Source organism: Williamsia sp. z34, assembly GCF_059553395.1.
Genome location: NZ_JCANWW010000009.1, coordinates 87,661 through 98,541 on the forward strand (window position 1 = coordinate 87,661; position 10,881 = coordinate 98,541).

12 protein-coding genes are annotated in these 10,881 nt (G+C 65.2%); 8 read left to right on the forward strand and 4 right to left on the reverse strand.

What is annotated here, in order from left to right:
- The first annotated feature begins 39 nt into the window (after positions 1-39).
- The 4 genes from AC51GT_RS20725 to AC51GT_RS20740 are packed head-to-tail and all read left to right on the forward strand — an operon-like array spanning position 40 to position 4,472.
- The gene (locus AC51GT_RS20725) at positions 40-2,388 is read left to right on the forward strand and encodes a xanthine dehydrogenase family protein molybdopterin-binding subunit (RefSeq protein WP_496330016.1); all 2,349 of its coding nucleotides are present in this window, start codon (positions 40-42) and stop codon (positions 2,386-2,388) included.
- The gene (locus AC51GT_RS20730) at positions 2,385-3,260 is read left to right on the forward strand and encodes an FAD binding domain-containing protein (protein WP_496326848.1); all 876 of its coding nucleotides are present in this window, start codon (positions 2,385-2,387) and stop codon (positions 3,258-3,260) included. The genes AC51GT_RS20725 and AC51GT_RS20730 overlap by 4 nt, the downstream gene beginning before the upstream one ends.
- Positions 3,253-3,744 (forward strand): (2Fe-2S)-binding protein, encoded by a 492-nt coding sequence (locus AC51GT_RS20735; RefSeq protein WP_496326849.1) that lies wholly within the window; start codon positions 3,253-3,255, stop codon positions 3,742-3,744. Before AC51GT_RS20730 ends, AC51GT_RS20735 begins: the two co-directional genes overlap by 8 nt.
- Positions 3,741-4,472, forward strand: coding sequence for an SRPBCC family protein (locus tag AC51GT_RS20740; RefSeq protein WP_496330017.1), 732 nt, complete (start codon positions 3,741-3,743; stop codon positions 4,470-4,472). Before AC51GT_RS20735 ends, AC51GT_RS20740 begins: the two co-directional genes overlap by 4 nt.
- Here the strand turns inward: AC51GT_RS20740 and AC51GT_RS20745 are convergent.
- A complete protein-coding gene (locus AC51GT_RS20745; RefSeq protein WP_496330018.1) occupies positions 4,469-5,431 on the reverse strand; it encodes an N-acetylglutamate synthase, CG3035 family in 963 nt (320 codons plus the stop codon). The two genes, AC51GT_RS20740 and AC51GT_RS20745, sit on opposite strands and share 4 nt — an antisense overlap.
- Positions 5,432-6,049: a peptide deformylase gene (locus AC51GT_RS20750; RefSeq protein WP_496326852.1), complete on the reverse strand. Its 618-nt coding sequence runs from the start codon at positions 6,047-6,049 to the stop codon at positions 5,432-5,434.
- 155 nt (positions 6,050-6,204) lie between these two features.
- Here AC51GT_RS20750 and napA point away from each other — a divergent pair, with 155 nt between their 5' ends.
- The 4 genes from napA to AC51GT_RS20770 all read left to right on the forward strand — a co-directional run bounded on the left by napA (position 6,205) and on the right by AC51GT_RS20770 (position 9,127).
- Positions 6,205-6,555, forward strand: a complete 351-nt coding sequence (gene napA, locus AC51GT_RS20755) for a nucleoid-associated protein NapA (protein ID WP_496326853.1) — start codon at positions 6,205-6,207, stop codon at positions 6,553-6,555.
- An 80-nt stretch (positions 6,556-6,635) separates the two neighbouring features.
- The gene (locus AC51GT_RS20760; RefSeq protein WP_496326854.1) at positions 6,636-7,211 is read left to right on the forward strand and encodes a LytR C-terminal domain-containing protein; all 576 of its coding nucleotides are present in this window, start codon (positions 6,636-6,638) and stop codon (positions 7,209-7,211) included.
- A 94-nt stretch (positions 7,212-7,305) separates the two neighbouring features.
- A complete protein-coding gene (gene sodC / locus AC51GT_RS20765; protein WP_496326855.1) occupies positions 7,306-7,989 on the forward strand; it encodes a superoxide dismutase[Cu-Zn] in 684 nt (227 codons plus the stop codon).
- A gap of 1 nt (position 7,990) precedes the next feature.
- Positions 7,991-9,127, forward strand: coding sequence for a glutamate--cysteine ligase (locus AC51GT_RS20770; RefSeq protein ID WP_496326953.1), 1,137 nt, complete (start codon positions 7,991-7,993; stop codon positions 9,125-9,127).
- Here AC51GT_RS20770 and AC51GT_RS20775 read toward each other — a convergent pair.
- Together AC51GT_RS20775 and mnhG are read right to left on the reverse strand one after the other, a co-directional pair.
- Positions 9,117-10,511 carry an ABC1 kinase family protein gene (locus AC51GT_RS20775; RefSeq protein ID WP_496330019.1) on the reverse strand — a complete coding sequence of 465 codons (1,395 nt, stop codon included), beginning with the start codon at positions 10,509-10,511 and terminating at the stop codon, positions 9,117-9,119. The two genes, AC51GT_RS20770 and AC51GT_RS20775, sit on opposite strands and share 11 nt — an antisense overlap.
- A gap of 33 nt (positions 10,512-10,544) precedes the next feature.
- Complete coding sequence (gene mnhG / locus AC51GT_RS20780; RefSeq protein WP_496326857.1) at positions 10,545-10,877, reverse strand: monovalent cation/H(+) antiporter subunit G; 333 nt, start codon at positions 10,875-10,877, stop codon at positions 10,545-10,547.
- Between the last annotated feature and the right edge of the window lie 4 nt (positions 10,878-10,881).

Sequence of the window (10,881 nt, forward strand, 5' to 3'; positions counted from 1 at the left end):
GAAAGGGGTTCGTGTGGTCGAGGTCGAGGAGTGGCGCCGGTGAGCACTACTGAAATTTCAACCGCCCGATACGTCGGGGCGCGGGTGCCGCGGGTCGAGGACGCCCGGCTCGTGGCCGGCGCCGGGTGCTACGTCGACGACATCACCCGGGCGGGCATGCTGCACATCGCGTTTGTGCGGAGCACGGTCGCCCGGGGCCGGATCCTGGGGATAGACACCTCCGAGGCGCTGGCCATCGATGGCGTCAAGGCCATTTACCTTGCCGCCGACATCAATCCCGGTGTCCACGAACTGCGCTACTCCCTCGATGGCATGGTCGGCGGATCGGCGCAGTGGCCCGCGCTGGCCGAAGACGAGGTGCGATTCGTCGGTGACCCGATCGCCCTGGTGATCGCCACGAGTCGTTACATCGCCGAAGACGCCATCGACATGGTGATCGTCGATTACGACGTGCTGCCACCGGTCGTCGACTATCGGACCGCACAGGATTCCGAGGAACTGGTCCATGAGGCATTCGCGCGGAATCTGGCGATCGAACTCCCCGGACGTCCGGCGGCGGAGATGGATCCGATCTTCGACGCGGCCGCCCATGTCGTCCGCCAAACCGTGTACCAGCAGGCCCATTCGCCGATGCCGATGGAAACGCGGGGCATTGTTGCCGAATGGTCTTCTCCCAGTGGTGAGATGACGATCTGGATCTCCAGCCAGTCGCCGCACGAAGCGCGCGGGTTCGCTGCGCGGGTGCTCGGTGTCCCCGAGCACCGGATTCGGGTCGTGTGCAAGGACACCGGAGGTGGATTCGGCCAGAAGGTGGTCCCGCAGCGCGAAGAGATCTGCGTGATGATCGCCGCGAAGAAGATCGGTGTTCCGGTCAAGTGGATCGAGGATCGACAGGAACACCTGATGTCGGCGGGTATGGCGCGCCAGGATCACGGTGATGCCCGGATGGCCTTCGACTCCGACGGGAAAATCATTGCCGCCGAACTCGATCACGTGCAGAACATCGGGGCCTACCCGATTCCGTCGCCCCTGACCGGTGCGGGTGCGGTGGGCATGTTGTTCCCCGGTCCGTACCGGGTTCCGCAGGCCACGTTCAGTCTGAAGTTGGTGTACACCAACACTGTTGGTCGAGTGGCGTACCGCGGACCGTGGCAGTACGAGTCGATGGCCCGAGAGGTGCTGCTCGACACCGCCGCCCGGCAGATGGGCATCGACCCGATCGAACTGCGACGCCGTAATCTGCTCCGCGCGGACGAGATGCCGGTGAGCAACCCGCTGGGAATGCCCTATTCGGATGCGACACCGCTCGAGACGTTCGAGAAGGCGATCGAGGCGCTCGACTATCCGGCATTCCGGCGCGAGCAGGAGGCCGCCCGGGCAGAGGGGCGTTATCTGGGTGTGGGTACCTGCACCTACATCGAACCGACCTCGGCCTCGACACCGTTCATGGCAACCGAGGGCGCCACGATCCGGGTCAATCCGTCAGGGACGGTGGATGTCTACGTCAACGGCGGATCCGCGGGCAACAGCGTCGAGACAACCGTCGTGCAATTGACCGCGGACGCACTCGGTGTGGCGATCGAAGACGTTCACACCATCCAGGGTGACACCGCGCTCACCCCGTTCGGCGCCGGGACCCAGGGCAGCCGTACGGGTTCCATGACGGCCGGTGCGGTGGCCGTGACGGCCACCGGTCTGCGGGAGAAGATCCTGGCGATCGCCGCCCACAAGTTGGGTGCCGATGTCGCGGACATCGACTTCATCCGCGGCCGCGCATCGGTCCGCGGTGTTCCCGGGCCGGAGCTCACGCTCGCGGAGATCGCGGACATCGCCTATTACCAACCGGATTCACTGCCGCCGGACGTGACGCCGGGGCTCGAGTCCAGTGGCCGCTACAAGGCGCAGGCCCCGATGATCTGGGCCAATGCCACCCATGTGTGTACGTGCGAAGTCGACATCGAGACCGGAGAGGTGACCCTGCTGAGGTTCATCGTCGGGGAGGACATCGGCCCGATGATCAACCCGAACGTGGTGGAGGGCCAGATCCGGGGCGGAGCGGTGCAGGGTATCGGCGGTGCGCTCTACGAACACATGGCCTACGACGAATCCGGGAACCCGGTGACCACAACATTCATGGACTACCTGATGCCGACAACAACCGAGGTGCCCAGCAACATCGAGATAGTGCACGTCGAGACGATGGGTCCCGGGCCCGGCGGGTTCAAGGGCGTGGGCGAAGGTGGTGCGATCGGGTCGGCGCCGGCCGTGGTCAATGCCGTTGCCGATGCGCTCGCGCCGTTCGGTATCGAGGTCGGTGAACTACCGCTGAGCCCGGCAAGGATTGTCGCGATGGTGGATGCCGCGCGCGCGGGATCGGTGGCCCGATGAAGCCCGCAGCGTTCGACTATCACCGCCCGGCGACCGCATTCGAGGCCGTCAGCCTGCTCGCCGAACTCGGCGACGATGCCAAATTCATTGCCGGCGGCCAGAGTTTGATGCCGATGCTGGTCCTGCGTCTGGCCGCCTTCGAGCATTTGATCGACATCAGCCGGCTGTCCGGACTCGACGGTATCGAGGTGCGCGGTGCATCGGTCTGGATCGGTGCCGGCACTCGGCAGAGTGCCATCGGTCGGTCGGTTACGGTGGCGGAGTCGGTGCCGTTGCTGGCGCGGGCGACACCGTTGATCGGTCACTTCCAGATCCGGAATCGCGGGACCATCGGCGGCTCGATCGCCCACGCCGATGCCGCCGCCGAGTATCCGGCGGTGGCCATCACACTCGACGCGCAGATCGAGCTGCTCTCCCCGCGGGGTGCGCGGACGGTGCCGGCCGCGGACTTCTTCACCGGTATGTGGAGTACCGACATGGCCGAAGACGAATTGCTGACCGGTATCAGTTTCCCGATATGGGATGGCCGATGCGGTTTCGCTGTCGATGAGTTCGCCCGGCGCCAAGGCGATTTCGCGATCGCCGGAGCGACCGTGGCGCTGCGGCTCGACAACGATTCGCGAATTGACAAATGCGCGATCGGACTATTCGGTCTGGGTCCCGCGGTCAGCCGCGCCACCGCCGCGGAGCAGGCGCTGGTCGGGCTTTCCGTCGATGAGATCGACACCAGGGAAATCGGGGAGCTCGCCGTGGCGGGACTCACCTCGGTTCCTGCAGACCTGCACGGCTCCACCGAGTACCGCACCCGGGTCGGGGCAACACGAGTCAACCGTGCGCTCGATCGCGCGCTCTTGGAGGCGAAGAATGACTGACGTAGAGATCAAGGTCTGGGTGAACGGCGCCCTCTATCACGCATCGATAGCACCCCGGCTCACGCTGGCCGACTTCTTGCGGGTCGACTGTGGTTTGACCGGAACACATCTCGGCTGTGAACACGGTGTGTGCGGCGCCTGTACGGTGCTCGTCGACGGGGAGGCGGTTCGTGCCTGTCTGCTCTTCGCGGTCCAGGTGGACGGTGCCGAGATCACGACCATCGAGGGCATGGCGTCTTCGGACGGTCAGCTCTCGACGGTGCAGTGCGCATTCCGGGACCATCACGGTCTCCAATGCGGTTTCTGTACACCGGGTTTCGTGGTCTCGGCGACGGCATTTCTTCGCCAGACACCGGATCCGAGCGATACCGAGATCAGGGAGGCCCTCTCCGGTAACATCTGCCGGTGCACCGGATATCAGGGAATCGTGGAAGCGGTTCGGGCGGCAGCTGATTCGATCAACGGAAGTGATGGGCCCGCATGAAGCTCGAGAACCAGTTCAGCATCGGCGTGCCGGTCGAGGAGGCCTGGAAGGTGCTTCTCGACATCGAACGTGTGGCCCCCTGTGTTCCCGGCGCGACGCTCACCTCGAACGAGGGTGATCAGTTCAAGGGCAAGGTCAAGGTCAAGCTGGGGCCGATCTCGTTGAGCTACGCCGGGGTCATCAAGTTCCGCTCGCGCGACGAGGCGGCCAAAATCGCCGTCCTCGAAGGCAGTGGCCGCGAGGCCCGCGGCAACGGCACCGCCAGTGCGGTCGTGACCTGCCGTCTCGTCGAAGCCGGTGAGCGCACCGACGTCTTTGTCGAGACCGACCTCGACATCACCGGAAAACCCGCACAGTTCGGGCGGGGCGCGATGGCCGAGGTGGCCGGCAAGCTGATCGGACAATTCTCCGAGAACCTCGCGGCCGAAATCGAGGGCGAACCGGATGTGGTGCCCTCAGCAGAGGCACCGGTTGCCGCGACCCCGGATACCCGAACACCGGATACCCGAACACCGGATACCCGGACCGCCGATACCCAGACTGCTGATTCCCGGACCCGGCCCGCGACGCCGGCGGCCGACAAGCCCTTGGCACCGCGCAAGTCCGCCGAGCCGATCGACCTGATCGAGGCCTCGGGCGTCGGCGGTGTGGTGACGCGGACCGCCGTGTCGGTGGCGATATCCCTGGTCGTGACCGCGTTGATCGTCCTCTACCGTCGACGGCGCTAGTTGTACTCGACGTAGCCGTAGGAGTGGTGCAGACCAAAGCCCAGGCGGCGGTACCACTGCCGGGCGTGCCGGTTTGTGGTCTCGACCTGGAGGTAGGTCGACGTCGCGCCCACGGCGGCGCCCCAGGCTTCGACGGCGGCCATGACCGCCCGCCCGTGGCCGCGCCCGCGGTGTTCGGGGTGGCTGTGCAGATCCGAGACACCCAGCCACACTTCGTCTTTGAGTCCGGTCGTCACCGCGCCTCGCCCGATGGCGACAACATCGCCGGTGGAATCGCGTACCTCGGCGAAGCCCAGATGTGCGTCCCGCGATGCGGAGACAACCGCACGTGCCGTTGGCAGGTCGGAGATCGGCCGCCCGCCGGCGTAGGTTGCCATCCACCCGTCGGTGGGTTGATCGGTGATCGTCACGGCGTGGTCGGCCCGAGTTGTGGCCGTCGTGCCGATCGGTGCGGTCAGGACGTCGACCGGACTTGTGTAATCGTCTTCGGGCACATGGGTTCCCGGGACGAGCCGGGACACCACGGAGAGCAGCACGGGAAGATCCCGCGCGGCATACCACTCGCGCAGTAGTTCCAGGGTTTGCGAATCGAGACGCGCACCCATCTCCAGCGGTACCGCGGAGTTCGCGCGACGGGTGAATCCGCCGCCGGAGCGCGCGAACCAGCCGCCGATCATCTCCGACTCGAGCCCGGGCCAGGCCCGGGCTGCGGCGACCTCCACCGACCGGATCTCCGAGTTCCGCACGGGCTTGTCGGAGAGCACCTTCACCGCGACGACCAGTTCGGCCGGGATGTGCAACAACTCACCACCGCGACGGACCCGTAGTCCCGGGGCCGCGGATTCCAGGATGCCGGTGACATCGCTCAGGGTCGCGGCTTCGTCGGCGCGCCAGTCGGCGGGCGCTCCGGGTCCTTTCCGGAAGCGCACCACCACGCGGTCACCCGCAGACGGGGTCACCTAGTCGTCGTCGTCTTCGTCGTCGTGACCGAACGGATCGGACTCCGAACCCGGCAGCCAGGACAGCCCGGGGACACCCCAGTCGGAACGCTTGATCGCCTTCTTGGCCGCGCGCGCATTCCGGCCGATCAAGACGTCGGTATAGAGGAAGCCGTCGAGATGCCCGACTTCGTGCTGCAACATCCGGGCGAAGAAGCCCTTGCCCTCGATTTCGACGGCTTCACCGTTGCGGTCGACGCCGGTCACCTTGGCCCAGTCGGCGCGCCCGGTCGGGAACTGCAGTCCGGGGACGGACAGACAGCCCTCGTCGTTGTCGTCCGGATCGGGCATGGTCTCGGGGATCTCAGATGTCTCGAGTACGGGGTTGATCACCTCGCCGCGTCGGCGCGGGCCTCCTCGGCCATCGCCGTCGGGGCAGTCGTAGACAAAGAAACGCCGGCCCACACCGACCTGATTCGCGGCGAGCCCGACACCGTTGGCGGCGTCCATGGTTTCGTACATGTCGTCGAGCAATGCCACCACGTCAGCCGGTGGTTTGCCATCAGCGTCGAGAGTGACGATCTCAGTGGGATTGTGCAGCACCGGATCACCGACGATGCAGATCGGAAGAATTGCCATGAGGGTCAGATTACTCGGCATGCCATCGCGCGAAATCCACTGGCGGCGTGGTTAGATGTACCACGAACCACACTGATGTAATTCGCGCCATAACTATCGTCAAGTGGGTTTGTGTGGCGACGGGGTGGAGTAGGACCGATTCTCAAGGGAGCGAGATGGACGGCGCAACCGCGCGAGACGAGAAGAATTCCGGGCTTGCGGACAACATCAGCCAGCACCATGCAGAGTTGGGGCCCGGCGAGGTTGGAGCCGATGGATTGACTCGGCGTGAGCATGAGGTTTTGGCTTTCGAGCGCCAATGGTGGAAGTACGCCGGCGCCAAAGAAGAGGCCATCAAAGAATTGTTCGGCTTGTCCGCAACCCGCTATTACCAGGTGCTCAACGCACTCGTCGACCGCCCTGAGGCGTTGGCGGCCGATCCGATGTTGGTCAAGCGCCTGCGTCGTCTGCGGGCCAGTCGTCAGAAGGCCCGTGCGGCCCGCCGCCTTGGTTTCGACCTCACCTGATGGTTCGGCTTTGCCGTTCCTGATGACTTGCCGGACCCGCCGTGTGCGGACCGGTGGGGAAGTTTCGTAAGGTTGTCCCAATGACCAAGCCCGACCGATCCGACCCGGCGGATTCTCCGACGCGCCGGGACAACCCGCACCTGCCGCTACGCGCCGGGGCAATGCTGCTGCTCTCCATTGCCGTCGTGTTCATCGGACTCGGTTGGCATTCTGCTGTCTCGGGCGACTCCGATCCCGAAGCCGGCCTCCAAGCTGCGCAGAGTCGCCAGTCCACCTCGGTTGCGCCGTCATCGGCCGCACCGCAGGCCCCGGTGACCATTACCTCATCTGCCCCGGCGACGAGTTCTGCCCCGGCGACGACGTCCGCCTCGGTCGAGCCCGGTCGTCCCGAGGTGTGTGTCTTCAATGCCGGCACCGTCAGCGGTCTGGGTCAGACCTTCACGAAGAAGGTCGACGACCTGGGCTGGGAGACCGCGGAGCCGACCAATCTGCAGTCGGCGAGCATCACCGAGAACACCATTTTCTACACGTCCAGGCAGCGCGCCGCCGCGGAGCAACTCGCCGAGGATCTCGGTGGCAATGTCTCGGTGGATCCACGGCCGTCGGCGTTCAGTCAGTGCCCGGGCGGGCTGCCGCTGATCGTCGTGACCCGGTGATGGTCCCGACCGGAACACCGATATGATTTTTCTGACCTACTACCGACGGTAGAACCGGCGGTTTCGTACGCCCAACCCCAAAGGGAGCTCAATCATGGCGCAGCGCTCGCTCAAGAACCTCAGCACTATGCGGCGGGCCGCCGCGCTGGTGGCACCGGCAGCGATGGCTGTGCTCGTTGTGGCCGGTTGCAGCCCGGGCGAGAACCCCACCAGCGAAAAGGGGACGACGCCGAGCGTCGTGACCGGCGACCCGGCGCCGGTCGACGTCGGCGCGATCGGCGATCCGAGTGAAGGCGGCGAGGCCACCGCCGAGTTGCGTACGCCCGATGGTCAGTCGGCAGGCACCGCCAGCTTCGACACCAACGAGGAGGGCTCGGTGGTCGTCACCGTCAAGGCCGAGAACCTCGCACCCGGATTCCACGGCATGCACGTCCACGCGGTGGGCAAGTGTGAGCCCGGCTCGACACCTCCGACCGGTGGCGCCAGCGGAGACTTCCTCTCCGCCGGCGGACACCTGCAGGTCGACGGCAACACCTCGCACCCGGCCAGCGGTGACCTCGTGTCGATCTTCATCAACGACGAGGGCACCGGTGAAACCGTCACGGTCACCGACACCTTCGACATCGAGCAGATCCTGCAGACCGCGATCGTGATCCACGAGAAGCCGGACAACTTCGGCAACATCCCCACCAAGTACGCACCGGCACCCGACGAGGAAACGCTGATGACCGGTGACGCCGGCAAGCGCATCGCCTGCGGCGTCATCGAAGAGGCCTGAGATAAACAACTCCCGATCGATCGACTTCAACGCTTCGCCGAGGCCAACACTCGGCGTGGAATGGGAGTTCGCCCTCGTCGACAAGAAGACGAGGGATCTGTCGAACTCCGCGGCGCAACTGTTCGAAGAGGTCAGCCGACTCGACAACCCGAGTTCCGGCGACCGGATCCACAAAGAGTTGCTCCGCAACACCGTTGAACTCGTCACCGGGATCTGCGACAACACCGGGGAGGCGATGGCCGACCTCTCCGAGTCGATGGCGGTGGTCCGACGGATCGCCGACGGTATCGGCGTCGACCTGTTCGGCGCCGGTACTCATCCCTTCGCGGAGTGGTCGACCCAGCAGTTGACCCCGTCACCGCGATACGCCGAGATGATCGAGCGCACCCAGTGGTGGGGCCGACAGATGCTCATCTGGGGTGTTCACGTGCATGTCGGGATCAATCACCGGGACAAGGTCTTACCGATCGTGTCGTCGTTGTTGAACCAGTATCCGCACCTGCTCGCGTTGTCGGCGTCGTCGCCGATGTGGGTCGGCCAGGACACCGGATATGCGAGCAATCGCGCGATGATGTTCCAGCAGTTGCCCACCGCGGGCCTGCCGTTCCAGTTCCAGAAGTGGGCCGAGTTCGAGCACTTTGTCGGTGATCAGATGACCACCGGAATCATCGAGAATCTCAACGAGATCCGCTGGGACATCCGGCCGTCCCCGACGTTGGGGACGGTGGAGATCCGGGTGTGCGACGGTGTGTCCACCGTCGCCGAACTCTCCGGACTGGTCGCCCTCATCCACTGCCTGGTCGTGGATCTCGACCACCGGCTCGACGCCGGCGAGACACTTCCGGTGATGGCACCGTGGCTGGTGCAGGAAAACAAGTGGCGGGCCGCACGTTACGGGCTCGACGCCATCATCATCACCGACGCACAGTGCAACGAGCGGCTTGTCACGGACGATCTCGATGACATGCTGACCCGGCTGGCGCCGATTGCCGTCGAACTCGATTGCGTGGATGAATTGGCGTCGGTGGCAGACATACCGCGCCGGGGTGGTTCCTACCAGCGGCAGCGGAAGGTCTACGAGGAGACCGGCGACATGGTCGCGGTCGTGGATGCGGTGGTCGGCGAACTCAGTCGCTGAAGGTGCGCTTGCGCCACCACCGATCGACCTGTCCCAGTTCGGTTTCCGGGTCGGCGCCGGTGAGCCACTCCGATTCGATCCGGAACCAGTTGGCGCTCGCACCGAGCTGTCCGAGCATGGCGCAGGTGTAGAACTCGACCCGCCGAGCCATCAGGTGCTCTTCGGGGAATCGTTGTCTACGTGCGGGTTCGGCGTACTCCTGCGCGGGATGGACTGCCGCCACCATGGCGGCGTTGGCTATCTCGGGCGTGATGGTCATGGTCACGTCGTCCATGTGCCACCAGGTGGAGTCCTGGACGTAGGCCAGGACATCGGCGTCGGTGATGTTGTCCTCGTCGATGAGGATGTCGCCACGCCGCAGGATCTGGGCGACCTGTTCGGAGTCACCGGAGCGTGCGGCGATCAGTGCCGCTCGCTCGAGTTGTAGTGCGCGCTTGGACATCGTCTTGCTGGATCCGAAGTCGAGGAAGGCGACCCGGCCGTCGTCGGCGAGCATGATGTTGCCCGGATGCGGGTCGCCGCAGAACGTCGCGTCGGTGTGGATGCTCCCGCAGTAGAAGCGGTAGATCACTTCCCCGACCTGGTCTCGGGTGTCGACATCGAGTTTCGTCACCTCATCGAAGGTGATCCCGCTGACGAACTCTGTGGTCAGGACCTTTGAGCTGCACAGGTTTTCGATGACGTCCGGGATCTGGATGAACGGATGTCCCCGATATCGCACCGCCAGCCTGCGCTGGTTGTCGGCCTCTGCCTCATAGTCGAGTTCGGCGATGATGTTGCCGGTGATCTCACGAATGAACGACTGCGGATCGGCGGTGGGCAGAAGGCCCTTGTACAGGCGCAGCGCAACGGCGAGGTTCTTCAGGTCGGCACGCACCACCCGGTCGATCCCGGGATACTGCACCTTGATCGCGACGGCGCGTCCGTCGGCGAGCCGGGCCCGGTACACCTGCCCGATGGATGCGGCGGCGATCGGGACGGGATCGATCTCGGCGACGGCAGACATCCGGTCACCGAGTTCGTCGCGGACGACGCCGAGCATCGTCTCGTTCGACACCCGGGGAGCGTTGTCGCGGAGTATCGCGAGCTTCTGATTGAACGCCGGTCGAGCGGCGCTCGGCACCATGTTCAGGTCCAGCAGTGAGAGGAACTGCCCGACCTTCATCGCCGCGCCCTTCATCGACCCGAGCACAGTGATCAGCTCGTCGGCGGCGGCGAGTGCATCACGTTCGGCGCGCCGACGGCGTTCGTCGGGTGAACCGCCCAGGGTGGCCGCGCGCGAACGGACTCGTCGGATCGCGGTGTGTGCTGCCACTTTTCCGAGCTCCCCACCGCGACGCAGTGCAGAGGTGGACGGTGCGGGCGTCGACGGCTCGGTGTCCATCAGTTCGGCAGGTCCATCAGGTCGGCAGCGACATCAGTCTGTGCGATGCGATTCGATCTCGTCCTCGCGGATGAGGTCATCGCGCATACGTTGTTCCTGGTACGCGAGTTTGCCTACCCGGTGCGCGATGACGGGTGCGGTGATCAGGGCAAAGATGCTGGACAGCACCAGCATCCCGAAATCCACGGTGTTCCACAGGCGGATCATGGCGGCGGCCAGGACCAGCAGCAGTCCGAGTGTCTGAGGTTTGGTGGCGGCGTGCATGCGGGTCAGTGTGTCGGGGAAGCGCAGGATCCCGATGGAGGCGGTGAACGCCATCAGCGATCCGGACAGGACCAAGATGGAGACGATGATGTCGGAGATCATGTCC

Excerpts from the sequence above, each read along its gene's own strand:
- AC51GT_RS20730 (WP_496326848.1), top strand. The coding sequence starts at position 2,385 with ATGAAGCCCGCAGCGTTCGACTATCACCGCCCGGCGACCGCATTCGAG.
- AC51GT_RS20735 (WP_496326849.1), top strand. The coding sequence starts at position 3,253 with ATGACTGACGTAGAGATCAAGGTCTGGGTGAACGGCGCCCTCTATCAC.
- AC51GT_RS20740 (WP_496330017.1), top strand. The coding sequence starts at position 3,741 with ATGAAGCTCGAGAACCAGTTCAGCATCGGCGTGCCGGTCGAGGAGGCC.
- AC51GT_RS20750 (WP_496326852.1), bottom strand. The coding sequence starts at position 6,049 with ATGGCAATTCTTCCGATCTGCATCGTCGGTGATCCGGTGCTGCACAAT.
- napA (WP_496326853.1), top strand. The coding sequence starts at position 6,205 with ATGGACGGCGCAACCGCGCGAGACGAGAAGAATTCCGGGCTTGCGGAC.
- AC51GT_RS20760 (WP_496326854.1), top strand. The coding sequence starts at position 6,636 with ATGACCAAGCCCGACCGATCCGACCCGGCGGATTCTCCGACGCGCCGG.
- sodC (WP_496326855.1), top strand. The coding sequence starts at position 7,306 with ATGGCGCAGCGCTCGCTCAAGAACCTCAGCACTATGCGGCGGGCCGCC.
- AC51GT_RS20775 (WP_496330019.1), bottom strand. The coding sequence starts at position 10,511 with ATGGACACCGAGCCGTCGACGCCCGCACCGTCCACCTCTGCACTGCGT.
- mnhG (WP_496326857.1), bottom strand. The coding sequence starts at position 10,877 with ATGATCTCCGACATCATCGTCTCCATCTTGGTCCTGTCCGGATCGCTG.